The sequence below is a fragment of the Streptomyces sp. NPDC059142 genome, assembly GCF_042755665.1.
GTDB lineage: Bacteria > Actinomycetota > Actinomycetes > Streptomycetales > Streptomycetaceae > Streptomyces.
The window spans coordinates 1-25,738 of sequence record NZ_JBHZDA010000101.1 but is presented as its reverse complement, the minus strand read 5'-3'; the positions used below and the strand labels follow the sequence as shown (position 1 = coordinate 25,738).

Here is a 25,738-nt window from a genome sequence, read left to right as displayed (position 1 = left end):
AAAACCCCGGCCCCCATTCCCCACTACCGCCCCGCAACACCCCCTACCGGCGGGCGACGCGGGCGGCCCACGGGGGCCCCCTTGGCCCCCGCCGCCATGAAGCCGGTGACCGGGGTGGGCGCGCCCTGGTAGACGTCCGGGGTCCACATGTGGAACGGGACCGCGCCGACCTTGAAGAGCAGCCCCATCAGGACCATCGCGCCGCCGATGAGCAGCAGCGCGTCGTTGCCCATGGTGTCGGCGAGCGCCGGGTCGACGCTCTGGACCGTGCCCTCGACGACCTCGGCGATCCGGGCGTACGAGACGGAGCCCGCGTACCCGTAGAGCAGGGCGACGCCGAAGAGCAGGAAGGCCGAGGAGAAGGCGCCCAGCAGGAAGTACTTGACCGCGGCCTCCTGCGACAGCAGCCGCTTGCGGCGGGCCAGGGCGCAGAGCAGGTAGAGCGGAAGGGAGAAGACCTCCAGCGCGATGAAGAGCGTCAGCAGGTCGTTGGCGGCCGGGAAGACCAGCATGCCGGCGACCGCGAACATCAGCAGCGGGAACACCTCGGTGGTGGTGAACCCGGCCTTGACGGCGGCCTTCTCGCTCTCGCTCCCCGGTACGGACGCGGCCTGCGCGACGAAGGAGTCGACGCGGTTGCCGTGTGTCTCCGGGTCGAGCCTGCGCTCGGCGAAGGTGAACACGGCGACGACCGAGGCGAGCAGGATCGTGCCCTGGAGGAAGAGCGTCGGGCCGTCGATGGCGATGGCGCCCATCGCGGCGATGTGCTTCTTCGTGGTGCCGTACCCGCCCGCCGCGAGTCCGACCACCGCCGCGAAGGACGCGGCGAGGGCGACGACGGAGAGGAAGAGCTGCGCGTGGTAGCGCGCTTTGCGGGGGACGAACGCCTCGGCCAGGATGCCCAGGACCGCGGCGGCCACCACGATCAGCACGGGTGAGAGCTGCGCGTACTCGATCTTCGGGGCCGGGATCTTGGCGATTCCGTCGGCCGCCGCCGCTGTCCACAGGTTGTGGACGACATTCGCGCTCATGGAGCGGCCTCCACCTCGGGCTTGGGATCGGTCTTCTGTACGTCGGACATCGTGTGCTCCACCGCCGGGTTGACGATCTCGGTCAGCGGCTTCGGGTAGACGCCCAGGAAGAGAAGCAGCGCGATCAGCGGGGTGACGACCACCAGCTCCCGGATCCGCAGATCCGGCATAGTCCTGACCTCGGGCTTCACCGCGCCGGTCATCGTGCGCTGGTAGAGGACCAGGACGTAGAGCGCGGCGAGCACGATGCCGAAGGTGGCGATGATGCCGACCACCGGGTACCGGCTGAACGTGCCGACCAGGACGAGGAATTCACTGACGAACGGGGAGAGCCCCGGCAGCGAGAGGGTGGCGAGCCCGCCGATCAGGAACGTCCCGGCGAGGACCGGGGCGACCTTCTGCACCCCGCCGTAGTCCGCGATGAGCCGCGAGCCGCGCCGGGAGATCAGGAAGCCGGCCACCAGCATCAGCGCGGCCGTGGAGATCCCGTGGTTGACCATGTAGAGCGTGGCGCCCGACTGGCCCTGGCTGGTCATCGCGAAGATGCCCATGATGATGAAGCCGAAGTGCGAGATCGACGCGTAGGCGATCAGCCGCTTCATGTCGCGCTGGCCGACCGCGAGGAGCGCCCCGTAGATGATGCTGATCAGCGCCAGTACGAGGATCGCGGGCGTGGCCCACTTGGACGCCTCGGGGAAGAGCTGGAGGCAGAAGCGGAGCATCGCGAAGGTGCCGACCTTGTCGACGACCGCGGTGATCAGTACGGCGACGGGAGCGGTGGCCTCGCCCATGGCGTTGGGCAGCCAGGTGTGGAGCGGCCAGAGCGGGGCCTTCACCGCGAAGGCGAAGAAGAAGCCGAGGAAGAGCCAGCGTTCGGTGTCCGTCGCGATCGACAGGGTGCCGTTGGCCCGCGCCTCCGCGATCTCGGAGAGCGAGAAGCTGCCCGCGACCACGTAGAGGCCGATGACGGCGGCCAGCATGATCAGCCCGCCGACCAGGTTGTAGAGCAGGAACTTGACGGCCGCGTACGAGCGCTGGGTCGCCGCCGCCTCGTCCCCGTTCGCATGGGCACGGTCGCCGAAGCCGCCGATGAGGAAGTACATCGGGATGAGCATGGCTTCGAAGAGGATGTAGAAGAGGAAGACGTCGGTGGCCTCGAAGGAGAGGATCACCATCGCCTCGACCATCAGGATGAGCGCGAAGAAGCCCTGGGTCGGCCGCCAGCGGCGGTTCGCGGTCCCGGTCGCGGAGCGGCTGTCGGACCAGGTCTCCAGCGGGTCGGCGTCGTGCCAGCCCGCCAGGATCACGAACGGGACCAGCAGCGCGGTGAGCGCGAGGAGCGCCACCCCGATGCCGTCCACGCCCAGTTCGTACCGCACCCCGAAGTCCGCGATCCAGGCGTGGGACTCGGTGAGCTGGTAGCGGGCGCCGCCGGGTTCGAAGCGGACCAGCACCACGGCGGCCAGCGCGAGGGTGGCGAGCGAGAAGAACAGCGCCAGCCATTTGGCGGCCGTGCGCCGGGCCGCGGGGACGGCCGCCGTGGCGATCGCCCCGATCGCGGGCAGCGCCGCCGTCGCGGTCAGAAGGGGGAACGACATATCCGGTTACACCGCCCTCATCAGCAGGGTCGCGGCGATGAGCACTGCCGTACCTCCGAACATCGAGACCGCATAGGTGCGGGCATAGCCGTTCTGCAGCTTGCGCAGCCGTCCTGAGAGCCCGCCGAACGAGGCCGCGGTGCCGTTGACCACCCCGTCGACCAGGGTGTGGTCGACGTAGACCAGGGAGCGGGTGAGGTGTTCGCCGCCGCGGACCAGGACGACATGGTTGAAGTCGTCCTGGTACAGGTCGCGGCGGGCGGCGCGGGTCGCGAACGAGCCGCGCGGGGCGATAACCGGGACGGGCCGGCGGCCGTACCGGAGCCAGGCCGCGGCGACCCCGAGGACCAGGACGACCATGGTGGCGCCGGTGACGGCGCCCGCGCTGATCGGCGCGTGTCCGTGGTCGTGTCCGGTGACCGGCTCCAGCCAGTGCAGGAAGCGGTCGCCGATGGAGAAGAACCCGCCGGCGAAGACGGAGCCGAAGGCCAGGACGACCATGGGGATGGTCATGGACTTCGGGGACTCGTGCGGGTGCGGTGGGTTGCCCTTCTCGTCGGGCTGCCAGCGCTTCTCGCCGAAGAAGGTCATCAGCATCACGCGGGTCATGTAGAACGCGGTGATCGCGGCGCCCAGCAGGGTGACGGCGCCGAGGATCCAGCCCTCCGTGCCGCCCTTGGCGAAGGCCGCCTCGATGATCTTGTCCTTGGAGAAGAAGCCGGAGAGACCGGGGAAGCCGATGATCGCCAGGTAGCCGAGGCCGAAGGTGACGAAGGTGACGGGCATGTACCTGCGCAGGCCGCCGTACTTCCTCATGTCGACCTCGTCGTTCATGCCGTGCATGACCGAACCGGCGCCGAGGAAGAGTCCCGCCTTGAAGAAGCCGTGCGTCACCAGGTGCATGATCGCGAAGACGTAGCCGATCGGGCCGAGGCCCGCCGCCAGGATCATGTAGCCGATCTGCGACATCGTCGACCCCGCGAGGGCCTTCTTGATGTCGTCCTTCGCACAACCGACGATCGCACCGAAGAGCAGCGTCACCGCGCCGACCACCACGACCGCCAACTGGGCGTCCGGGGCCAGGTTGAAGATCGCGGAGGAACGGGTGATCAGGTAGACGCCCGCGGTGACCATCGTCGCCGCGTGGATCAGGGCCGAGACCGGGGTCGGGCCCTCCATCGCGTCGCCCAGCCAGGACTGGAGCGGCACCTGGGCCGACTTGCCGCACGCGGCCAGCAGCAGCATGAGGCCGATCGCGGTCAGCTTGCCCTCGGTCGCGTCACCGGTGGCCGCGAAGACCGGGCCGAAGGCGAACGTCCCGAACGTCGTGAACATCAGCATGATCGCGATCGACAGACCCATGTCACCGACACGGTTGACGAGGAACGCCTTCTTCGCCGCCGTCGCCGCGCTCGGCTTGTGCTGCCAGAACCCGATGAGCAGGTACGAGGCGAGGCCCACGCCCTCCCAGCCGACGTACAGCAGCAGGTAGTTGTCGGCGAGGACCAGCAGCAGCATCGCCGCCAGGAACAGGTTCAGATAGCCGAAGAAGCGGCGGCGCCGCTCGTCGTGCTCCATGTACCCGATCGAGTAGATGTGGATCAGGGTGCCCACACCGGTGATCAGCAGGACGAAGGTCATCGACAACTGGTCGAGCTGGAAGGCGACGTCCGCCTGGAAGCCCTCGACGGGGATCCAGGTGAACAGGTGCTGGTGCAGGGCGCGGTCCTCACCGCTCCTGCCGAGCATGTCGACGAAGAGCACCACGCCGATCACGAAGGACGCGGCGGCCAGCAGTGTGCCGAGCCAGTGGCCCGCGCGGTCGAGCCGGCGACCGCCGCACAGCAGCACCGCCGCTCCGAGCAGAGGCGCCGCGACGAGCAGCGCAATCAAGTTCTCCACGATTCAGCGACCCCTCAGAGCTTCATCAGGCTGGCGTCGTCGACCGAGGCCGAGTGGCGGGAACGGAACAGCGAGACGATGATCGCGAGCCCGACGACGACCTCCGCCGCGGCGACGACCATCGTGAAGAACGCGATGATCTGGCCGTCGAGATTGCCGTGCATCCGGGCGAAGGCGACGAACGCCAGGTTGCAGGCGTTCAGCATCAGCTCGACGCACATGAAGACCACGATCGCGTTCCGCCGGATCAGCACACCGGCGGCGCCGATGGTGAACAACAGGGAGGCGAGGTAGAGGTAGTTGACCGGATTCACCGCTTGGCCTCCTTGTCGGCGCGGTCGGGATCCGTACGGCCCGTCCCCGGGCCCCCGGGATCCGCGGGATCGAGGCCGCGCCGGCCCAGCCGCTCCGACGACCGCTGTTCCAGCGCCTTCAGGTCCGCGAGGGCCTCGTCCGACACATCACGGATCTGGCCCCGGTCCTTCAGCGTCCTGCTGACCGTCAGATCGGAGGTGGTGCCGTCCGGCAGCAGGCCCGCGATGTCCACCGCGTTGTGCCGGGCGTAGACACCGGGGGCGGGCAGCGGCGGCAACTGGCCGCTCCGTACGCGCGCCTCGGCCAGCTCCCGCTGGGTCCTGGCCCGCTCCGTACGCTCCCGGTGCGTGAGCACCATCGCGCCGACCGCCGCGGTGATCAGCAGCGCGCCGGTGATCTCGAAGGCGAAGACGTACTTCGTGAAGATCAGGGCGGCCAGGCCCTCCACGTTGCCGCCCGCGTTGGCCTGGGCGAGCCCCGTGAAGGAGGTCAGCGAGGCGTTGCCGATCCCCGCGATGAGCAGCACGCCGAAGCCGAGCCCGCAGGCGGCGGCCCACCAGCGCTGGCCCTTCAGCGTCTCCTTCAGGGAGTCGGCCGCGGTGACCCCGACCAGCATGACCACGAAGAGGAACAGCATCATGATCGCGCCGGTGTAGACGACGATCTGGACGACGCCCAGGAAGTAGGCGCCGTTGGCGAGGTAGAAGACCGCCAGGATGATCATGGTCGCGGCGAGGCAGAGCGCGCTGTGCACGGCCTTGCGCATCAGGATCGTGCAGAGCGCGCCGACCACGGCGACCGTGCCGAGGATCCAGAACTGGACGGCCTCCCCGGTCGAGGTGAGCGATCCGGCCGCGAGCGACGGGGTCAGCGGGGCGGCCAGGGAGCTTGCCAGGAGGCTCATGCGTCGACCCCCTCGTCCTGCGGCTTCTCGCCCTTGCTGACGGCCGTCTGCCGGACCGTGCCGGGCGCCGCTTCCGTGACCAGGCCCCGGTAGTAGTCCTGCTCGTCCGTGCCGGGGAAGATCGAGTGCGGCGACTCGACCATGCCCTCCTCCAGGCCCGCGAGAAGCTGCTCCTTCGTATAGATGAGGCTCTCGCGGGAGCTGTCGGCCAGCTCGAACTCGTTCGTCATCGTGAGCGCCCGGGTCGGGCAGGCTTCGATGCACAGTCCGCAGAAGATGCAGCGGGCGTAGTTGATCTGGTAGACGCGGCCGTAGCGCTCCCCCGGGGAGTAGCGCTCCTCCTCCGTGTTGTCCGCGCCCTCCACGTAGATGGCGTCCGCCGGGCAGGCCCACGCGCACAGCTCGCAGCCGATGCACTTCTCCAGGCCGTCCGGGTGGCGGTTGAGCTGATGCCGGCCGTGGAAGCGCGGCGCGGTGACCTTCGGCGTCTCCGGATACTGCTCCGTCAGCCGCTTCTTGAACATGGCCTTGAAGGTCAGACCGAAGCCGGCCACCGGATTCCGCGGCGGACGCGGGATGTCGCCCTGCGGAACGTCCGTCTGCGGATCGCTCCGCTGCGGGAGGTTCTCCTGCGAAGAGTCAGACACTGCCGGCCTCCTTTCCGTCACTCTCGGTACCGTCACTCACAGTATTGACCCCGCCACTGACAATCAGCTCCCGCTCCTGTCGTGGCCGCCTGCGCGGCACCGGCGGCAGGGTCTGTCCGGGCAGCGGCGGTACGGGGAAACCGCCCGCCATCGGGTCGAAGGCCGGTGGCTCCGGTTCGTGCTCCGCCGCGGCCCTGTCCTTCCGGTCGCGGAACACGTCCGCGACGAACGAGAGCAGCAGGAGCGTGATGATCGCCCCGGCCACGTACAGCAGGATCGTCTGGAAGGAGTAGTTCTCGTTGCGCAGCGCCCGTACGGTCGCGACGAGCATCAGCCAGACCAGCGAGACCGGGATCAGGACCTTCCAGCCGAGCTTCATGAGCTGGTCGTAGCGCACGCGGGGCAGCGTGCCGCGCAGCCAGATGAAGAAGAAGAGCAGCAGTTGCACCTTGACGACGAACCAGAGCATCGGCCACCAGCCGTGGTTCGCGCCCTCCCAGAACGTGGAGACCGGCCACGGGGCGCGCCAGCCGCCGAGGAAGAGCGTCGTCGCGACGGCCGAGACGGTCACCATGTTGACGTACTCGGCGAGCATGAACATCGCGAACTTGATGGACGAGTACTCGGTGTTGAAGCCGCCGACCAGGTCGCCCTCGGACTCCGGCATGTCGAACGGGTTGCGGTTGGTCTCCGCCACCATCGTGATGATGTAGATGATGAAGGAGACCGGCAGCAGCAGTACGTACCAGCGGTCCGCCTGCGCCTCGACGATCGCCGAGGTCGACATCGAACCGGAGTAGAGGAAGACCGAGGCGAACGCGGCGCCCATGGCGATCTCGTACGAGATCATCTGCGCGCACGAGCGCAACCCGCCGAGCAGCGGGTACGTCGACCCCGAGGACCAGCCCGCCAGGACGATGCCGTAGATGCCGACCGAGGCGACCGCGAGGATGTAGAGCATCGCGATGGGCAGGTCGGTGAGTTGCATGGTGGTGCGCTGGCCGAAGATCGAGATCTCGTTGCCCGCGGGCCCGAAGGGGATCACCGCGATCGCCATGAAGGCGGGGATGGCCGCGATGATCGGCGCGAGGACGTAGACGGCCTTGTCGGCGCGCTTGACGATGATGTCTTCCTTGAACATCAGCTTCACGCCGTCGGCGAGCGACTGGAGCATGCCCCAGGGGCCGTGCCGGTTGGGGCCGATGCGCAACTGCATCCAGGCGACGACCTTGCGCTCCCACACGATGGAGAAGAGCACGGTCACCATCAGGAACGCGAAGCAGAACACGGCCTTGACGACCACGAGCCACCAGGGGTCGCGGCCGAACATCGACAGGTCCTCGGCGGCGAGAACGCTGCCGGGGGCCGCCGCGATGTGGGCGAGGGCGGTCATGCGCGCACCTCCGGTGCTGCGTCGGCGGGACCGGAAGGCGAAGGACCGGACGACGAAGGACCGGTGGACGAAGGACCGGACGACGAGGGACCGGACGACGAAGGACCGGGCCGTGCGGTGGAGTCCCCCGCGCCGCCCGCCGGTTCCGCCGGGCCGATCCGTACGAGCGTCCCCGGCTGCGAGCCGGTGTCCGCGAGGACGCCGCCCCCCGTGGAGTTCAGCGGCAGCCACACCACCCGGTCGGGCATCGCGGTGACCGTCAGCGGCAGCGTGACCGTGCCCGCGGGGCCGGTGACGGTCAGGTCGTCGCCGTCCTTGACGCCCGTCTCGGCGGCCGTCGCGGCGGAGAGCCGGGCCACCGCCGCATGGCGCGTACCCGCCAGCGCCTCGTCGCCCTGCTGGAGAAGACCCTGGTCCAGCAGCATCCGGTGGCCCGCGAGGACCGCCTCGCCGCCGCCGGCCCGGGGCACCGGACGGGCCGATTCCGTCGGTTCGGTGGCGCGGGGGCCGTCCCAGCCGCCGAGCCGGTCGAGTTCGGCGCGTACGGCGGTCAGGTCCGGCAGCGCGAAGTGGATGTCGAGGGTGTCCGCGAGCATGTGCAGCACCCGCGCGTCGCTCGGCGCGAGCCGCCGTGTCATCTGCTCCGGCTTCAGGGCCGCCTCGAACAGCCGCGTCCTGCCCTCCCAGTTGAGGAAGGAGCCGGGCTTCTCGGCGACCGCCGCGACCGGGAAGACCACATCGGCCCGCTCGGTGACCTCGCTGGGCCGCAGCTCCAGCGAGACCAGGAAGCCGACCTCGTCCAGCGCGGTCCGCGCCGCCGCCGGATCGGGCAGATCCGCGATCTCCACGCCCGCGACCAGCAGCGCGCTCAGCTCGCCGTTGGCCGCGGCCCGGACGATCTGGCCGGTGTCCCGGCCGTAGCGGTGCGGCAGTTCGCGTACGCCCCACACCGCCGCGGTCTCCTCACGGGCCCGCGGATCCGTGGCCGGCCGCCCGCCGGGCAGCAGCGAGGGGAGCGCGCCCGCCTCCACCGCGCCGCGCTCGCCGGCCCGGCGCGGGATCCACACCAGCCGGGCGCCGGTCGCGGTGGCGGCGCGCGCCGCCGCGGTGAGCCCGCCGGGTACGGCCGCCAGCCGCTCCCCGACCACGATCACGGCGCCGGGTTCGCGCAGCGCCCGCGCGGCGGCCGTACCGTCCGCGTCGAGCCCGGTCTCCGAGGCCAGCGCGTCCAGCCACTCCGTCTCGGTGCCCGGCGCGGCGGGCAGCAGCGTGCCGCCCGCCTTCTCCAGGCCCCGGGTGACGTGCGTGGCCAGGGAGAACGTGCGCTGGCCGTGCTTGCGGTGCGCCTTGCGCAGCCGCAGGAAGACGCCGGGCGCCTCCTCCTCGGACTCGAACCCCGCGAGCAGCACCGCCGGGGCGGCCTCCAGCGTGGTGTACGTGATCCCCGTACCGTCGAGGTCGTGGCCACGGCCCGCGACGTACGCCGCGAGGAAGTCGGCCTCCTCACCGCTGTGCGCGCGGGCGCGGAAGTCGATGTCGTTCGTGTCGAGGGCGACGCGCGCGAACTTGGCGTAGGCGTACGCGTCCTCGACGGTGAGCCGGCCGCCGGTCAGCACGCCGGTCCTGCCGCGCGCCGCGCCCAGACCGCGCGCCGCGGCCTCCAGCGCCTCCGGCCAGCTCGCCGGTGCGAGGACTCCGTCCGCGTTCCGTACCAGCGGGGTGGTGAGCCGGTCGGGCTTCTGGGCGTACCGGAAGCCGAAGCGGCCCTTGTCGCAGAGCCACTCCTCGTTGACCTCGGGCGCGTTGGCCGCCATCCGCCGCATGACCTTGCCGCGCCGGTGGTCGGTACGGGTCGCGCAGCCGCCCGCGCAGTGCTCGCACACGCTCGGCGAGGAGACCAGGTCGAAGGGGCGGGAGCGGAAGCGGTACGCGGCCGAGGTGAGCGCGCCGACCGGGCAGATCTGGATGGTGTTCCCGGAGAAGTACGACTCGAAGGGGTCGCCCTCGCCGGTGCCGACCTGCTGGAGGGCGCCGCGCTCGATCAGTTCGATCATCGGGTCGCCGGCGATCTGGTTCGAGAACCGGGTGCAGCGGGCGCAGAGCACGCACCGCTCCCGGTCGAGCAGCACCTGGGTGGAGATCGGCACGGGCTTCTGGAACGTACGCTTCTTGCCCTCGAAGCGGGTGTCGGGGTCGCCGACCTGCATGGCCTGGTTCTGGAGCGGGCACTCGCCGCCCTTGTCGCAGACCGGGCAGTCCAGCGGGTGGTTGATGAGCAGCAGCTCCATCACCCCGCGCTGGGCCTTCTCGGCGACCGGTGACGTCAACTGCGACTTGACGACCATGCCGTCGGTGCAGGTGATCGTGCACGATGCCATCGGTTTGCGCTGGCCCTCGACCTCGACGATGCACTGGCGGCAGGCGCCGGCCGGGTCGAGGAGCGGATGGTCGCAGAAGCGCGGGATCTCGATGCCGAGCTGTTCGGCGGCGCGGATCACCAGCGTCCCCTTGGGGACGGAGATCCCGATGCCGTCGATCGTCAGCGAGACGAGGTCTTCGGGCGGAACCGCGGCTTCACCGCCCCCGGAGGGAGCATTCGTCGTCACCGTCATGCGTTCACCTCCAGGTGCGGGTTCTGGTCTGCCCACACGGTGGACTTCGCGGGGTCGAAGGGGCAGCCCTTGCCGGTGATGTGCTGCTCGTACTCCGCGCGGAAGTACTTGAGCGAGGAGAAGATCGGGGAGGCGGCGCCGTCGCCGAGCGCGCAGAAGGACTTGCCGTTGATGTTGTCGGCGATGTCGTTCAGCTTGTCGAGGTCGGACAGCTCGCCCTTGCCCTCCTCGATGTCGCGGAGCAACTGGACGAGCCAGTACGTCCCTTCGCGGCACGGGGTGCACTTGCCGCAGGACTCGTGGGCGTAGAACTCGGTCCAGCGGGTGACGGCCCGTACGACACAGGTCGTCTCGTCGAAGCACTGGAGCGCCTTGGTGCCGAGCATGGAGCCTGCGGCGCCGACGCCTTCGTAGTCGAGCGGGACGTCGAGGTGCTCGTCGGTGAACATCGGGGTCGAGGAGCCGCCCGGTGTCCAGAACTTGAGGCGGTGCCCGGCCCGGATGCCGCCGCTCATGTCGAGGAGCTGGCGCAGGGTGATGCCGAGCGGGGCCTCGTACTGGCCGGGGTTGGTGACGTGCCCGCTGAGCGAGTAGAGCGTGAAGCCGGGCGACTTGTCGCTGCCCATGGACTTGAACCAGTCCTTGCCCCGGTTGAGGATCGCGGGAACCGACGCGATGGACTCGACGTTGTTCACCACAGTGGGGCAGGCGTACAGGCCCGCCACCGCCGGGAAGGGAGGACGCAGCCGGGGCTGTCCGCGACGCCCCTCCAGGGAGTCGAGCAGCGCGGTCTCCTCCCCGCAGATGTACGCGCCCGCGCCCGCGTGCACGACGACGTCGAGATCGAGTCCGCTGCCCAGGATGTTCGTGCCGAGGTACCCCGCCGCGTACGCCTCGCGCACCGCCTCGTGGAGCCGGCGCAGTACGGGGACGACCTCGCCGCGCAGATAGATGAACGCCTGCTGCGAGCGGATCGCGTAACAGGCGATCACGATGCCCTCGATGAGGGAGTGCGGGTTGGCGAAGAGAAGAGGGATGTCCTTGCAGGTGCCGGGTTCCGACTCGTCCGCGTTGACGACCAGATAGTGCGGCTTGCCGTCGCCCTGCGGGATGAACTGCCACTTCATCCCGGTGGGGAAGCCGGCGCCGCCGCGCCCGCGCAGACCCGAGTCCTTGACGTAGGCGATCAGGTCGTCGGGCGACATGGCCAGCGCCTTGCGCAGCCCCTCGTACCCCTCGTGCCGCTCGTAGGTGGCCAGCGTCCATGACTCGGGCTGGTCCCAGAAGGCGGACAGGACGGGTGCGAGGAGCTTCTCCGGGCTGGTCCCGTTCTCGTTGAGCTCGGTGGCCATGGTCATCACTCCCCCTCCTCGGCTGCGGGTCCTGCCGGGTGCTCCGGGTCGGAGGCCGAGGTCGGCTGCGGCGATGTCTCCGGCATCCCGGAGGGACTCGTTGTGGGGTGGTGGTCCTGGTCCTCCCCGGTGTGGGGGTCGGCGCCGTCCCGGGGGCGTACCACCCGCTGCGGCGCCTCGCCCTGGGCGAGCCGCAGCCCGACCAGCGAGGCGGGGCCCGCGCCGCCGGTGGCCTCGACGGCGCCGGGGCGCTCGTCGGGGAAGCCGGCCAGGATGCGCGCGGTCTCCTTGTACGTGCACAGCGGCGCGCCCCGGGTGGGGGCGACGGTGCGTCCGTCGCGCAGGTCGTCGACGAGGCGCAGGGCGGTGTCCGGCGTCTGGTTGTCGAAGAACTCCCAGTTGACCATCACCACGGGCGCGAAGTCGCAGGCCGCGTTGCACTCGATGTGTTCGAGGGTGATCTTGCCGTCGGGGGTCGTCCCGTGGTTGTCGACGCCGAGGTGCGCCTTCAGCGAGTCGAAGATCGCGTCGCCGCCCATCACCGCGCAGAGCGTGTTGGTGCAGACGCCGACCTGGTACTCGCCGCCGGGTCCGCGCCGGTACATGGAGTAGAAGGTGGCGACGGCGGTGACCTCGGCGGTGGTCAGGCCGAGCTGTTCGGCGCAGAAGGCCATCCCCGTACGGGAGACGAAGCCCTCCTCCGACTGCGTGAGGTGGAGCAGCGGCAGCAGCGCGGAACGGGAGTCCGGGTAGCGGCCGATGATCTCCTTGGCGTCCCCTTCGAGCCGGGCGCGTACCTCGTCCGGGTAGGCGGGGGCGGGGAGCTGCGGCATCCCGAGGCTGACCTCGGCTTTGGGCGGTGTGGCGGTCACCGGTCGACGCCTCCCATCACGGGGTCGATGGACGCGACGGCGACGATGACGTCGGCGACCTGGCCGCCCTCGCACATCGCCGCCATGGACTGGAGATTGGTGAAGGACGGATCGCGGAAGTGCACGCGGTACGGGCGGGTGCCCCCGTCGGAGACGACATGCGCGCCGAGTTCGCCCTTGGGCGACTCCACGGCGGCGTACGCCTGACCGGCCGGGACCCGGAAGCCCTCCGTCACCAGCTTGAAGTGGTGGATCAGAGCCTCCATGGACGTGCCCATGATGTTCTTGATGTGGTCGAGGGAGTTGCCGAGCCCGTCCGGGCCGAGCGCGAGCTGCGCGGGCCAGGCGATCTTCTTGTCGGCGACCATCACCGGGCCCGGCTCCAGCCGGTCCAGGCACTGGTCGACGATCCGCAGCGACTGGCGCATCTCCTCCAGGCGGATGAGGAAGCGGCCGTACGCGTCACAGGTGTCGGCGGTCGGTACGTCGAACTCGAACGTCTCGTAACCGCAGTACGGGTCGCTCCTGCGCAGGTCGTGCGGGAGCCCGGCGGAGCGCAGGATCGGTCCGGTGGCGCCCAGCGCCATGCAGCCGGTCAGGTCGAGGTAGCCGACGTCCTCCATACGGGCCTTGAAGATCGGGTTGCCGGTGGCGAGCTTGTCGTACTCCGGCAGGTTCTTGCGCAGCTTCTTCAGCAGCTCGCGCAGGGTGTCGACGGCGCCCGCGGGGAGGTCCTGGGCGAGCCCGCCGGGGCGGATGAACGCGTGGTTCATCCGCAGCCCCGTGATCATCTCGTAGGCATCGAGAATCAGTTCACGATCGCGGAATCCGTAGATCATGATCGTGGTCGCGCCCAGCTCCATCCCGCCGGTGGCGAGACAGACGAGGTGCGACGAGAGCCGGTTCAGCTCCATCAGCAGGACCCGGATGAGCGTGGCGCGGTCCGGGATGTCGTCCTCGATGCCGAGCAGCTTCTCGACGCCCAGGCAGTACGCCGTCTCGTTGAAGAACGACGTCAGGTAGTCCATGCGCGTGACGAAGGTGGTGCCCTGCGTCCAGTTGCGGAATTCGAGGTTCTTCTCGATGCCGGTGTGCAGGTAGCCGATGCCGCAGCGGGCCTCGGTGACGGTCTCGCCCTCGATCTCCAGGATCAGCCGCAGCACCCCGTGGGTGGACGGGTGCTGGGGACCCATGTTGACGACGATCCGCTCGTCGTCGGCCTTGGCGGCGGACTGGACGACCTCGTCCCAGTCGCCACCGGTGACCGTGTAGACGGTGCCCTCGGTGGTCTCCCGGCCGGAGCCGAGCGCGTCGAAGGCGTCCGGGGCGGAGTCCTGCGAGGCGGAGGCGTGTGAAGTGGTCATCAGGAGTACGACCTCCGCTGGTCCGGAGCCGGGATCTGGGCGCCCTTGTACTCGACGGGGATGCCGCCGAGCGGGTAGTCCTTGCGCTGCGGGAAGCCCTGCCAGTCGTCCGGCATCATGATCCGGGTCAGGGCGGGGTGGCCGTCGAAGATCAGGCCGAAGAAGTCGTACGTCTCGCGCTCGTGCCAGTCGTTGGTCGGATAGACCGCGACCAGGGACGGTACGTGCGGATCGGCGTCCGGGGCGGAGACCTCCAGGCGGATCAGCCGGCCGTGGGTGAGCGAGCGCAGGTGGTAGACGGCGTGCAGCTCGCGGCCCTTGTCGGTGGGGTAGTGGACGCCGGACACCCCCGTGCACAGCTCGAAGCGCAGGGCCGGGTCGTCACGCAGGGTGCGGGCCACCTGGACGAGGTGTTCGCGCTCGACGTGGAAGGTCAGCTCGTCGCGGTCGACGACCGTCCTGCCGATGGCGTTGCCGGGGGCCAGCCCCTGCTCCTCCAGCGCGCCCTCCAGCTCGTCGGCGATCTCGTCGAAGACGCCGCCGGGGCCGCCGTACGGCCGGGAGGAGGCGCCCGGCAGCGTCACGGTCCGTACGAGACCGCCGTAGCCGGAGGTGTCCCCGCCGTTGTTGGCGCCGAACATGCCCTTCTGCACGCGGATGGGCTCGTCGGCCCGGTCCCGCGCGGAGGGGACGTTCTGCTCCGGGGGAGGTGTGCCGTCCCCGTTCCGCGGGCCGTCGTCGCCGGGCCGGCGGGCGCCGTCCCCGGATCGCTGCTCGTCGCTCACCGCAGCAGCCCCTTCATCTCGATCAACGGGAGTGCCTTGAGGGCCGCCTCCTCCGCCTCACGGGCGGCTTCCTCCGCGTTGACCCCGAGCTTGGAGCTCTGGATCTTCTGGTGGAGCTTGAGGATGGCGTCCATCAGCATCTCGGGACGTGGTGGGCAGCCGGGCAGGTAGATGTCGACAGGGACGACATGGTCGACGCCCTGCACGATCGCGTAGTTGTTGAACATCCCGCCCGACGAGGCACAGACCCCCATGGAGATCACCCACTTGGGGTTGGGCATCTGGTCGTAGACCTGCCTCAGGACGGGCGCCATCTTCTGGCTCACCCGCCCCGCCACGATCATCAGATCGGCCTGGCGCGGTGAGCCGCGGAAGACCTCCATGCCGAACCGCGCCAGGTCGTACCGCCCGGCGCCGGTCGTCATCATCTCGATGGCGCAGCAGGCGAGACCGAACGTCGCGGGGAAGACGGATGACTTCCGCACCCAGCCCGATGCCTGTTCGACGGTGGTCAGCAGGAAACCGCTCGGCAGCTTCTCTTCGAGTCCCATTGGTGGCCCCTCAGCCCCTTTAGTCCCATTCCAGGCCGCCGCGCCGCCACACATACGCGTAGGCGACGAAGACGGTGAGCACGAAGAGCAGCATCTCCACGAGCCCGAAAATCCCCAGGGAGTCGAAGGTGACCGCCCAGGGGTAAAGGAAGACGACCTCAATATCGAAAATGATGAAGAGCATCGCCGTCAGGTAGTACTTGATCGGGAATCGGCCGCCCCCGGCCGGCGTGGGAGTGGGCTCGATGCCGCACTCGTACGCCTCGACTTTCGCCCGGTTGTAGCGCCTTGGGCCGATAAGCGTGGCCATGACCACGGAGAAGATCGCAAACCCGGCCCCCAGGGCGCCGAGCACGAGGATCGGTGCGTAGGCATTCACGCCCCTCAGCTCCTTCCAGTCGTCCTTGACCGTTGGATCGCACCGGGCGGACCGCCTCGCCGCCTCGTCGCGGATCGCCGAAGATCGCGTACATGTGAGGCAGTTCACAAGCCCGGCTGCCCCGCATCCTATGCCCGGTGGCCTGTGATCTGCGACACGGGGTACAGCGGGGACTTTGTGATCTCCACCACCTGACGAAGGATCATGAAGCCGGATGAGGGGTGATCTTCATACGCGAAGCGGCCACGTGATCACCAGACGTGACATTCGAGTCCGTCGGTGCTGATCAGAGGGGGGTTGCCCTATCAAGAGATGCACCGTACAAGCAAATTGGCGATGAGACACTTTCGAGTGATACGGGCGCCGCGCGTCACCCGGGCGAGCGAGGGAGGGGCTCCGGGTGGACCGATAGGGATATGTGCGCGCATTCACGAGCAACCCGGCGCGAGGCCGGTACGGACGCGGCGCGGGCGCGGAACCTCCGCTCGCGCGAGCGCGCGCGCGGAGGAACGGCCTCATGGGAGCGCCGGAGGGACCCCATCCGGAAGCGTCCTACACCTCATGTGACCGGACCGACAGCCGAACGGTGACCGACCTGTTACCTGCGAGTCCGAAAAGTGACCTGCGTCACTTCACTCAACCCCCCAAAGAAGGGGGCTTGGCCATGAGTGCGGAGCGATGGTAGGCGACAGGCAATTCGGACCTTTATCGAAAAGCCCATGATCACGGCCATGATCGCTCATGCCCGGTTTGCCCGTTACGGCGTCAATAAAGGCTCGCGGAAAGCGGATTCACAGATTCCGGACACAACTGTGGCGCACCCCACGTTTCTTGACGCGAACCCGGGCTGACCTGATAGCCGTTGGTCTCATGTCCCACACCGCTCAGATACCCAGCCACCGGAAACCCCGCCGGAGCACCCCGCGTGTCACCCTTCGCGCCGGAGTCGCCGGTGGCGTCCTCAGCACGATCGCGGTCGCAGGTGCCGCCGCGCCGGCGAACGCCGAGCCGGTGACCGAGACCATCGAAATGCCCACCCTCACCTCCGGCCTCGCCGGTGACTTCGCCCGGTCCGCCGAGGCGACCCAGCGCGTGGCCAACACCCTCGACCTCCAGGCCCAGCAGGACATCGCCGCCGCGAAGGCGGCCAAGACCGCCAAGACGGCGAAGGCGGAGGCCGAACGCAAGGCCGAGGCCAAGCGGAAGGCCGAAGAGGCCAGAGTGAAGGCCGCCAAGGCCGCCGAGGCCGCGGAGCGCGCCTCCCGTACCGCCGAGCGCACGGCGCTCGCCTCCACCTCGGACTCCGGCTCCAGCACGAGTTCGTCGTCCTCGTCGTCCTCCTCCTCGAACACGGTCTCCAAGACCGTCTCGCAGGCGACCGGCTCGGCCGCGTCCGTGGTCGCCTTCGCGCAGGCGCAGGTGGGCGACGCGTACATCATGGGCTCCACCGGCCCGAACGCGTGGGACTGCTCCGGCCTCGTCCAGGCCGCGTTCAGCCAGATCGGCGTCGACCTCCCCCGCGTCTCGCAGGACCAGTCGGTCGCCGGCACGCAGGTCTCCCTGGACAACCTCCAGCCGGGCGACATCCTCTACTGGGGCGGCGCGGGCAGCGCCTACCACACGGCGATCTACATCGGCGGCGGCGAGTTCGTCGGCGCGCAGAACCCGAGCAAGGGCGTCGTGCAGGCGTCCCTGGACTACGACCCGCCGAGCGGCGCGGTCCGCGTCCTCTGAGTCCGCTCAGTACAGCTCACGCTTCACGGCGAAGACCCGCACCCCGCCCCTGGGGATGCGGGCTTCCGCCGTTGGGGCGCCGTTGGGGCGCCGTCGGGGCGGAATCGGGGTGCCCCGGAGTGCGGGCGCGGCAGGGGTCCCGGCCGGGATCCTCAAGATCTGATCAACCTCGCACTTAACCCGATCGAGTGATGGCAAGCTAACTCCTCCTGGGTAGAAGAGACTTACGCAATTCCGCACCACACGCCAGATGATCCCCACACGTTCTGGCCAGGAGGAAGCTCCCCCCATGACCATAAAAGGCATCGACGTCTCGTCGTACCAGAGTTCGAACTACTCCACCGCCGGCTTCGACTTCGTCTTCGTCAAGGCCACCGAAGGCACCTCGTACATCAACCCGAGGATGGTCGCCCAAGCCGCCCACGGCCGGGCCGCCGGGCTCGTGGTCGGGTTCTACCACTTCCTGCGGGCCGGCGACATGAAGGCCCAGGCCAGGTACTTCGTCGAGAAGTGCTCCAGCATCGCCTACGACCCCCTCTTCGCGGACTGGGAGGACAGCGACGTCTCCAACGCGCAGAAGGACTCCTTCCTCGCCGAGGTGAAGCGGCTGCGCGGCGAGACCCATCGCGTCGGGCTGTACTGCAACCGGGACTACTGGCTGAACCGCGACACCACCAGCAACGCGGGCGACGCCCTGTGGATCGCGGACTACGTGACCGCCGGGAAGCCCCGGATCCAGGCCGCGTGGAAGTTCCACCAGTACACCGACAGCCCCCTCGACACGAACCTCGGCCAGTTCGCCGACCGGGCCGCGCTGAAGAAATGGGCCAGAAAGGGCTGACTCCCCTCCCACCGGCTCCGGGCCCCCGCCCCGGTACCGGTCCCCCCCTCGCCCGGCGAGCAGGCCGCCGCCTAGCGCGCCTCGCGCAGCCGCAGCGCGACGCGTTCGCGCGCCGCCGCAGCGCGCGGATCGTCATGGCCGGCGAGAAGTCCGAGCGCACGCGACCAGTGCCGCCCGCCGCCCTCCGCACCGGTGCCCGCCCCCTCCACATGCCGCAGCGCCGCGCCGAGGGCTTCCAGCGCCATCGCCTCGTTCCACGTGTCGCCCAGCTCACGGTGGACCGCGACGGCCGCACGGTGGAAGCCGACCGCCTCGTCCGGACGGTCGAGCAGAACATAGGTCTCCCCCGCCCCCTGCCAGGCCAGCGCCTCACGGCTCCGGTCGCCCAGCCGCCCGTGCAGCATCGCCGAGCGCTGATAGGCCGTGAGCGCGTCCCCGTACCGCGACAGTGCCCGTTGCGCGTCGCCGAGAGCGATCAGCCACCAGCCTTCCGCGACATGGCTGCGCAGATCCAGGGCGATCCGTACGGCCTCCTCGGCGGCCCGCAGGGCGTCCTGGAACTCGCCGCGATCCAGGTGGATCGCGCTCCGGATCCGGAGCGCGTTGCCGATGGCGCGGACGTTCCCTCGCCGGCGGTGGAAGGACAGGGCACGCTGAAGGCGGTCGGTGGCCTCCGGAAGGCGCCCCGCCTGATGAAGGGCCTGCGCGAGATTGGTGTCGGAGACCGCTTGCCAGTGTGTCTCCTCCAGCTCGCCGAAGAGCGCGGACGCCTGCTCCAGCCGCGTCTCCGCTCCGGCGAGGTCTCTGCTCCGCAGATGCACCAGGCCCAGGGCGTTGAGCGAGGTGGCCTCGCCGTATCTGTCGTTCTCCTCCCGCCGGATCTCCAGGGCGGACCGATGACAGGAGAGACTGTCGGCCAGTCGATTGATGTCGGTGCAGCCGAACCCCAGGTCCTCCAGGAGCAGGGCCTGCGCCGCCCGGTCACCGAGACGGCGTGCGGCGGGGAGGCCGATGCGCCCCAGGACCATCCACTCCGCGGTGAGCGCGGAAGGCGCCTTGGCGTTCCACAGGATCGCCGGCAGCCGCCACGCGTATTCGTCGAGACCGGCCTTCTCGGCGGTCCGGACCAGGGGGAGGAAGTTGGCCTGCTCCTGTTCCGACCAGTCGACGGCCTGGTCGTACCCGGTGAACGCCGACGGTGGGACACCGGCGGCCGGCGGGCCGGTGAGGAGGTGTTCCTCCTCGGGAGCGATCCAGGTCTGCGCCGCGTCGGCCGTGTGTACGTACCATGCGAGCAGGCGGCGCAGCGCTTCCTCCTGCCCCGCCGGGGACACCTCCCGCCGCACCTGATCGCGGGCGTAGGCGCGCAGCAGATCATGGAACTCGAACCGGTCGGGCGCCCGCTGTTCCAGGAGATGCGCGCCCATCAGCGTGTCCAGGAGCTGCCGCGCCCGCCGGACCTCGACGCCCGCCAGGGCGGCCGCGGCGGCGGTGGAGATCCACGGCCCCGGGTGCAGTCCCAGCAGGCCGAACATCCGGGCGGCGGCCGGTGGCAGGGCGCGGTAGGACCAGGCGAACACCGTGCGTACGGCTTCGGACTCCTCGTCGTCCCCGGCGCTCAGGGCGTCCCACAGCGCCGATTCGTCCCGCAGGTCGGCGATCAGTTCGTCCAGCCGCATGTGCGGCTGGTTGGAGGCGCGCTCGGCGGCGATACGCAGGGCGAGCGGCAGGCGGGCGCACAGCCGGGCGAGTTCGGCCAGTTGACCGCTGTCGTCGGAGCGGTGGTCGGCGGTGACGGTACGGAGCAGGGCGATCGCCTCCGGCTCCGCCAGGGTGCCGAGGGTCAACCGGTGCGCACCGTCGCGGATGGTCAGCCCGGACAGCCTCCCCCGGCTGGTGACCACCGTCAGACAGCCGGCGTTCCCGGGCAGCAGCGGACGGACCTGGGCGACCGTGGCGGCGTTGTCCAGGACGATCAGCATCCTGCGGTCGGCCAGCAGGGACCGGTAGAGCGCGGCGGCGGCCTCGGGGTCGGAGGGAATCGCGTCGGACGCGGTCCCCAGCGCGAGCAGGAAGCGGGGCAGCAGCTCCGTCGCGGTGAGCGGCGTTCCCGGGTCGTAGCCGCGCAGGTTGGCGTACAGATGCCCGTCGGGAAAGCGGTCCGCCACCCGGTGCGCCCAGTGCAGGGCGAGCGAGGTCTTGCCCGATCCCGCCGTGCCGACGATGACCTGGACGGGGACGCCGAAGGGTGAGCCGGGAGGGTCCGGGGCAGCCGGGTCGCCGCCTGCGGAGAGAGCCGCGTCCAGCTTCCGCAACTGCTCCGCGCGATTGACGAAGTGCCGGACGTCTGCGGGAAGCTGGCGCGGTCTCGGGCCTGGAACCGGCTCTCTGCGTGCGTCGCGGGCGTGGAAGTGGATACCGCCGGTCACCTGGCCCGCCTGCACCACGTCGCGAGCGGATCCCGACAGGTCGGAATGTGTCCCGCCGGGGCCGGCCGGCCGGTCGGTTTCCGTGGATCCCGGGTCTTCTTCGCCCTCACCGCTCCTGGTGATCTCCTACTCCCCTTCCGGACGAGGAGGCGGCAGTTGTGCCACATGGCGGTCGACGTAGGCAATGATGTCCTCGCCGTCCTCGTACAGCTCCTTGATGAAGCCTTCCCAGCGCCCGATGAGCCCGGGATCGGCGAAACGAATTCCCCCGTCCAGAACTCCGGCCTCGGTGTAGACGACCTCGTACAGCACCCGGCCCCCCAGGACGACGATCTCGGGCAGTGGGGCGGCGGCCTCCAGCGCCTTCAGCGCGCCGCCGCCGACCACGCGGATCGGCAGCCCGCATTCGGCCTGCACACGCAGGGAGTTCAGCTCCCACTGGAGATACGGGGTCAGGGGCTCCTCCACCACCCGGACACGGTGGAAGACACTCCCCCTGGCCCGGTCCTCCTGAGCGACCTCGCTCCAGTACGTGGTGCCGCCCTCGGCCATGAGCCGGAGCGCTTCACTCCACTCGCCGCTCCGAAAGGCTTCCCAACTGGGCGAGCCCGGCTCCTCGAAGTGCTGTCTGCGCTCGAACTTCCAACTGTCCCGGCCGGTGATCTTCTCGTCGCTCTGCCGGAAGTCACGTCGGTAGTCGTCCCGGGGAAGCCGGTGCCCCTGCTGCTCTTCGAACCCGAGAGCGCCACGGTCACGCATCGGCGATGTCCGGCTTCGCCGCGCGCAGCATGCTTCCGGGGATGACGATCAGACGCCCGTCATGGGCGATCGACGTACCTGCGGGGAGCCGCGACCGGTACATGTCCGTGAGGTCCCGGCCCACGACCGCGACATCGCCGTTGTCCAGCTCCCAGATGTCGGGGCATCCGTCCTTGCCGTTGGTGACGTTCAGTTCCTGCGCCGATTTCCCCAACCGCCGGGAGAACAGGGCCGCCGGATCGGCCTCCCAAGGACGGATCATGTGAACACCCTTTCGGAAGGCGCCGATTCGCCTCTGAAGTGGCCTTGATCCTAGGAAATCCACCGACCCGGCAGTAAGGACATAACGAGCCAACGCCCCACACTTTCGGGTGAGTCGCCCGGCGTCATGCCTTCGGCGCCACCTTCGAGAGCCCGTTGATGATGCGGTCCATCGCGTCGCCGCCCGTCGGGTCCGTCAGGTTCGCCAGCATCTTCAGGGTGAACTTCATCAGTAGCGGGTGCGTCAGACCGCGTTCCGTCGCGATTTTCATGATCTTCGGGTTGCCGATGAGCTTCACGAAGGCGCGGCCCATCGTGTAATAGCCGCCGTAGGTCTCCTTGAGCACCTTCGGGTAGTGCAGCAGGGCGAGTTCGCGCTGGGCCGGGGTGGCGCGGGCGTGGGCCTGGACGATGACGTCCGCCGCGATCTGGCCCGACTCCATGGCGTACGCGATGCCCTCGCCGTTGAACGGGTTGACCATGCCGCCCGCGTCGCCGACCAGCAGGAGGCCCTTGGTGTAGTGCGGCTGGCGGTTGAACGCCATCGGGAGGGCCGCGCCGCGGATCGGCATCGTCATGTTGTCCGGGGTGTAGCCCCAGTCCTCCGGCATCGACGCGCACCACGCCTTCAGCACCTCGCGCCAGTCCAGCTCCTTGTACGCGGAGGAGGAGTTGAGGATGCCGAGGCCGACGTTGGACGTGCCGTCGCCCATGCCGAAGATCCAGCCGTAGCCGGGCAGTAGCTTGTCGGGGCCGGGGCCGCGCCGGTCCCACAGCTCCAGCCAGGACTCCAGGTAGTCGTCGTCGTGGCGCGGCGAGGTGAAGTACGTCCGTACGGCCACGCCCATCGGGCGGTCCTCGCGGCGGTGCAGCCCCATCGCCAGCGACAGCCGCGTCGAGTTGCCGTCGGCGGCGACGACGAGCGGGGCGTGGAAGGTGACCGGGGTCTTCTCCTCGCCCAGCTTGGCGTGGACGCCGGTGATCCGGCCCGTGCGGGCGTCGGTGATGGGGGCGCCGACGTTGCAGCGCTCGTGGAGCCGGGCGCCGGCCTTCTGGGCCTGGCGGGCGAGCTGTTCGTCGAAGTCGTCGCGCTTGCGGACCAGGCCGTAGTCCGGGTACGACGCCAGATCGGGCCAGTCGAGCTGGAGCCGCACGCCGCCGCCGATGATCCGCAGCCCCTTGTTGCGCAGCCAGCCGGCCTCTTCCGAGATGTCGATGCCCATCGACACGAGCTGCTTGGTGGCGCGCGGGGTGAGACCGTCACCGCACACCTTCTCGCGCGGGAACGCGGTCTTCTCCAGCAGCAGGACGTCCAGACCCGCCTTGGCGAGGTAGTACGCGGTCGTGGAACCGGCCGGACCGGCGCCGACGACGATGACGTCCGCGGTGTTCTCGGAGAGGGGCTCGGTCACAGCGGGTTCTCCCGAAGACTCGAAATCGTGTACCGGACGGCACTGGTCCTGTGCAGTCTATGGGTGCGTACTGATCCCCCAGTGAAGGGCTGCCGCCATGACCTCTGTGACCGAACCGCTCCCCGTGGTGCAGCTCCGCGTCCCCACCGAGGAGGACGCCTTCGCCTGGCACCGCCTCTTCGACCACCCCGAGGTGATGGAGTTCCACGGCGGCAGGCCGGCCGAGATGTCCGAGTACGAGGAGCTGACCGCCCGCCAGCGCCGCCACGACGCCGAGCGCGGCTTCTGCTTCTGGACGATGCTGGACGAGTCCGGTGAGGTGATCGGCTTCACCGGCGCCCAGCCCTGGCCGCACGCGTCGTTCGGGCCGGTGGGCGAGATCGAGATCGGCTGGCGGCTGGGCCGGGCGTACTGGGGCCGGGGGTATGTGACCGCCGCCGCGCGGACCACGCTGGAGCGGGTACGGGCGGCGGGCGTCGGCCGGGTCGTGGCCATGGTGGATCCTCGTAACGCGCGCTCGGTCGCGGTGGTACGGCGGCTGGGGATGGCGCAGGCGGAGACGTACGTGGGCCCGGTCTCCCGGAAGGAGGCGCACTGCTTCCGGCTGGAGCTGTGACGCCGTCCGCCCGGTGAGGCGAGGCGGGGCCGCGCCGCCCGCCCGGCTGGAGCGGCGCCCCGGCCGCCCGGTCGACCGGCAGCCTGCCGCGCCCGCCCGCCCGGCGGCGCGTCAGGCCCGTACGCCCCGGTGCAGCGCCACGATCCCGCCCGTCAGGTTCCGCCACGCCACCTTCGACCAGCCCGCCCCCTGGAGCCGGGCCGCCAGCGCGGGCTGGTCGGGCCAGTCGCGGATGGACTCGGCGAGGTAGACGTACGCGTCCGGGTTGGACGACACGGCGCGTGCGACCGGCGGGAGCGCCCGCATCAGGTACTCCGTGTAGACGGTGCGGAACGGCGCCCACGTCGGGTGCGAGAACTCGCAGATCACGACCCGGCCGCCCGGCTTCGTCACCCGGTACAGCTCGCGCAGCGCCGCGTCCGTGTCCTGGACGTTGCGCAGGCCGAAGGAGATCGTCACCGCGTCGAAGACCTCGTCGGCGAAGGGCAGCCGCGTCGCGTCGCCCGCCGTGAACGGCATCCACGCGTGCCGCCTCTTGCCCTCCCGCAGCATCCCCAGCGAGAAGTCGCACGGCACGACGTACGCCCCGGTCGCGGCGAACGCCTGCGAGGAGGTGGCCGTGCCGGCCGCCAGGTCGAGGACCTTCTCGGCGGGGCGGGCGCCGACCGCCTCGGCGACCACCTTGCGCCACCGCCGGTCCTGGCCGAGCGAGAGGACGTCGTTGGTGAGGTCGTAGTTCTCCGCCACGCCGTCGAACATCGAGGCGACTTCGTGCGGCTGCTTGTCCAGGGAGGCTCGGGTCACGTGGTTCAGTGTGCCAGGGCGGGGCGCGCCGCCCCGTGTCAGGGCAGCAGCCTCGGCCGACGTTTCGCCGCCACGTCCTCCACCCACCCGAAGAGCGCCACGGCCGCCGCGATGAGCACCCAGGCGACCCCGAACTGGAACCACGCGCTGTCGAGCGGCAGGTCCCGCTCGAAGGCGGGGATGTCCCACAGCGCGTCGATCACCGGCACGCTCGCCATCAGCGCGACCTCGTGCCAGAGGTAGACGGTCACGGCACGGGCGTTGAAGACCCGTACGACCCGGTCGGCGACCGGACGCCGCGCGAGCCACCCGAAGTCCGGCCGGAACCGCAGCAGCAGCACCACGAACCCCGCCGACCACAGCGCCTGCGCGAGCGGGATGTCGTCCAGGTCGTACGTACCGTCCACCGGGTGGGAGAACGCCCACCACGCGCCGAGAACCATCACCGGGAGCGCCGCCGCGACGACGCGCGCCGGGCGCACCCGGTCGAGCAGCCCGTCGCGGTGCGCGAAGCCGAGCAGCCAGCAGAAGAGGAAGACCGACAGGTCGCCGAGTGCCGCGCCGAGCCGGCCGTCCGGCAAGGTCCACAGCGTCTCGAAGACCACGACCGGGACGAGCGACAGCAGCAGGACGGGGAACGGCGCGCGCCGGAAGAGCCTCAGCAGCACGGGCGAGAGCAGGACGAACCACAGATACGTCCGCAGGTACCAGAGCACCGCCCACGCCTGCTCGCCCCAGGCGTCGCCGGGCGGGTCCCCGACCGGCAGCACCCAGTAGAGGGCGTCGGCGCCCGGCAGCCAGCCGTGGCGCGCCATGGCCACGCAGAGGACCGCGCCGAACACCCACATCGGCACCAGCAGCCGCCGCAGTCTGCTCCGGATCACCTTTGCGGCGGGCCGCTCCAGGGAGCGCGCCATGAGCGAGCCCGCGAGCGCGAACATCACCCCCATCGAGGGGAAGACCAGGCCCAGCCAGGGCCACTCGAAGGTGTGGTACGTGACGACGCGGACCAGGGCGACGGCCCGCAGCACGTCCATGGAGCGGTCCCGGCCGCGGGGGCCCGCCCCCCCCGGCCGCGGGGGGGGGGCGGGGGGCGGCGCCCGGGCGCCCACAACACACCGCCCGCCCCGCCCCCCCCCCCGGGCGGGCCCCCCCCCCACAGCGCGCGCGCCCGCGG

21 protein-coding genes and 2 pseudogenes are annotated in these 25,738 nt (G+C 70.1%); 3 read left to right on the top strand and 20 right to left on the bottom strand.

The window, feature by feature from the left end; all coding sequences use genetic code 11:
* Positions 1-80 precede the first annotated feature (80 nt).
* The 14 genes and pseudogenes from ACFXPK_RS27595 to ACFXPK_RS27530 all read right to left on the bottom strand — a co-directional run.
* A pseudogene (locus ACFXPK_RS27595) lies at positions 81-1,031 on the bottom strand (NADH-quinone oxidoreductase subunit N); the annotation flags it as partial.
* Positions 1,028-2,629: an NADH-quinone oxidoreductase subunit M gene (locus ACFXPK_RS27590; protein ID WP_385005694.1), complete on the bottom strand. Its 1,602-nt coding sequence runs from the start codon at positions 2,627-2,629 to the stop codon at positions 1,028-1,030. The pseudogene ACFXPK_RS27595 and the gene ACFXPK_RS27590, both read right to left, overlap by 4 nt.
* Before the next feature lie 6 nt (positions 2,630-2,635).
* Complete coding sequence (gene nuoL / locus ACFXPK_RS27585; protein WP_385005692.1) at positions 2,636-4,531, bottom strand: NADH-quinone oxidoreductase subunit L; 1,896 nt, start codon at positions 4,529-4,531, stop codon at positions 2,636-2,638.
* A 14-nt stretch (positions 4,532-4,545) separates the two neighbouring features.
* Entirely contained in the window at positions 4,546-4,845 is a 300-nt protein-coding gene (nuoK, locus tag ACFXPK_RS27580; protein WP_384924673.1) for an NADH-quinone oxidoreductase subunit NuoK, read from the bottom strand.
* The gene (locus tag ACFXPK_RS27575) at positions 4,842-5,750 is read right to left on the bottom strand and encodes an NADH-quinone oxidoreductase subunit J (RefSeq protein WP_385079657.1); all 909 of its coding nucleotides are present in this window, start codon (positions 5,748-5,750) and stop codon (positions 4,842-4,844) included. The genes nuoK and ACFXPK_RS27575 overlap by 4 nt, the downstream gene beginning before the upstream one ends.
* On the bottom strand, positions 5,747-6,328 hold the full coding sequence (nuoI, locus tag ACFXPK_RS27570) for an NADH-quinone oxidoreductase subunit NuoI (RefSeq protein ID WP_385079661.1): 582 nt from the start codon (positions 6,326-6,328) through the stop codon (positions 5,747-5,749). Before nuoI ends, ACFXPK_RS27575 begins: the two co-directional genes overlap by 4 nt.
* 61 nt (positions 6,329-6,389) lie before the next feature.
* Positions 6,390-7,790 (bottom strand): NADH-quinone oxidoreductase subunit NuoH, encoded by a 1,401-nt coding sequence (nuoH, locus tag ACFXPK_RS27565; RefSeq protein ID WP_385005688.1) that lies wholly within the window; start codon positions 7,788-7,790, stop codon positions 6,390-6,392.
* A gap of 128 nt (positions 7,791-7,918) precedes the next feature.
* A pseudogene (locus tag ACFXPK_RS27560) lies at positions 7,919-10,402 on the bottom strand (NADH-quinone oxidoreductase subunit G); the annotation flags it as partial.
* The gene (nuoF, locus tag ACFXPK_RS27555; RefSeq protein ID WP_385003918.1) at positions 10,399-11,760 is read right to left on the bottom strand and encodes an NADH-quinone oxidoreductase subunit NuoF; all 1,362 of its coding nucleotides are present in this window, start codon (positions 11,758-11,760) and stop codon (positions 10,399-10,401) included. The pseudogene ACFXPK_RS27560 and the gene nuoF, both read right to left, overlap by 4 nt.
* Positions 11,760-12,626, bottom strand: coding sequence for an NADH-quinone oxidoreductase subunit NuoE (gene nuoE, locus ACFXPK_RS27550; RefSeq protein WP_385003916.1), 867 nt, complete (start codon positions 12,624-12,626; stop codon positions 11,760-11,762). The genes nuoF and nuoE overlap by 1 nt, the downstream gene beginning before the upstream one ends.
* The gene (locus ACFXPK_RS27545; RefSeq protein WP_385079652.1) at positions 12,623-13,990 is read right to left on the bottom strand and encodes an NADH-quinone oxidoreductase subunit D; all 1,368 of its coding nucleotides are present in this window, start codon (positions 13,988-13,990) and stop codon (positions 12,623-12,625) included. Before ACFXPK_RS27545 ends, nuoE begins: the two co-directional genes overlap by 4 nt.
* Positions 13,990-14,775 (bottom strand): NADH-quinone oxidoreductase subunit C, encoded by a 786-nt coding sequence (locus ACFXPK_RS27540; protein ID WP_385003912.1) that lies wholly within the window; start codon positions 14,773-14,775, stop codon positions 13,990-13,992. Before ACFXPK_RS27540 ends, ACFXPK_RS27545 begins: the two co-directional genes overlap by 1 nt.
* Positions 14,772-15,326: an NADH-quinone oxidoreductase subunit B family protein gene (locus ACFXPK_RS27535; RefSeq protein WP_313944763.1), complete on the bottom strand. Its 555-nt coding sequence runs from the start codon at positions 15,324-15,326 to the stop codon at positions 14,772-14,774. Before ACFXPK_RS27535 ends, ACFXPK_RS27540 begins: the two co-directional genes overlap by 4 nt.
* A gap of 19 nt (positions 15,327-15,345) precedes the next feature.
* A complete protein-coding gene (locus ACFXPK_RS27530; RefSeq protein WP_385003910.1) occupies positions 15,346-15,705 on the bottom strand; it encodes an NADH-quinone oxidoreductase subunit A in 360 nt (119 codons plus the stop codon).
* A gap of 870 nt (positions 15,706-16,575) precedes the next feature.
* On the opposite strand from ACFXPK_RS27530, the gene ACFXPK_RS27525 reads away from it, so the two are divergent.
* A complete protein-coding gene (locus ACFXPK_RS27525; protein WP_385003908.1) occupies positions 16,576-17,439 on the top strand; it encodes a C40 family peptidase in 864 nt (287 codons plus the stop codon).
* A gap of 289 nt (positions 17,440-17,728) precedes the next feature.
* Entirely contained in the window at positions 17,729-18,280 is a 552-nt protein-coding gene (locus tag ACFXPK_RS27520) for a glycoside hydrolase family 25 protein (protein WP_385003906.1), read from the top strand.
* Between the two features lie 71 nt (positions 18,281-18,351).
* On the opposite strand, the gene ACFXPK_RS27515 is transcribed toward ACFXPK_RS27520, so the two are convergent.
* The 4 genes from ACFXPK_RS27515 to ACFXPK_RS27500 all read right to left on the bottom strand — a co-directional run bounded on the left by ACFXPK_RS27515 (position 18,352) and on the right by ACFXPK_RS27500 (position 23,141).
* Positions 18,352-20,727, bottom strand: coding sequence for an ATP-binding protein (locus ACFXPK_RS27515; protein ID WP_385079647.1), 2,376 nt, complete (start codon positions 20,725-20,727; stop codon positions 18,352-18,354).
* A 108-nt stretch (positions 20,728-20,835) separates the two neighbouring features.
* Positions 20,836-21,468 (bottom strand): DUF6879 family protein, encoded by a 633-nt coding sequence (locus ACFXPK_RS27510; protein ID WP_385079645.1) that lies wholly within the window; start codon positions 21,466-21,468, stop codon positions 20,836-20,838.
* Entirely contained in the window at positions 21,461-21,730 is a 270-nt protein-coding gene (locus tag ACFXPK_RS27505; RefSeq protein WP_385079642.1) for a hypothetical protein, read from the bottom strand. Before ACFXPK_RS27505 ends, ACFXPK_RS27510 begins: the two co-directional genes overlap by 8 nt.
* 124 nt (positions 21,731-21,854) lie before the next feature.
* Positions 21,855-23,141, bottom strand: coding sequence for a geranylgeranyl reductase family protein (locus tag ACFXPK_RS27500; RefSeq protein ID WP_385003904.1), 1,287 nt, complete (start codon positions 23,139-23,141; stop codon positions 21,855-21,857).
* Between the two features lie 97 nt (positions 23,142-23,238).
* Here ACFXPK_RS27500 and ACFXPK_RS27495 point away from each other — a divergent pair, with 97 nt between their 5' ends.
* Positions 23,239-23,757 carry a GNAT family N-acetyltransferase gene (locus tag ACFXPK_RS27495; RefSeq protein ID WP_385079639.1) on the top strand — a complete coding sequence of 173 codons (519 nt, stop codon included), beginning with the start codon at positions 23,239-23,241 and terminating at the stop codon, positions 23,755-23,757.
* Between the two features lie 111 nt (positions 23,758-23,868).
* Here ACFXPK_RS27495 and ACFXPK_RS27490 read toward each other — a convergent pair whose 3' ends face one another.
* Together ACFXPK_RS27490 and ACFXPK_RS27485 are read right to left on the bottom strand one after the other, a co-directional pair.
* Positions 23,869-24,561 (bottom strand): demethylmenaquinone methyltransferase, encoded by a 693-nt coding sequence (locus tag ACFXPK_RS27490; protein WP_385079636.1) that lies wholly within the window; start codon positions 24,559-24,561, stop codon positions 23,869-23,871.
* 38 nt (positions 24,562-24,599) lie between these two features.
* Positions 24,600-25,673 carry an acyltransferase gene (locus tag ACFXPK_RS27485; protein ID WP_385079633.1) on the bottom strand — a complete coding sequence of 358 codons (1,074 nt, stop codon included), beginning with the start codon at positions 25,671-25,673 and terminating at the stop codon, positions 24,600-24,602.
* Positions 25,674-25,738: the final 65 nt, after the last annotated feature.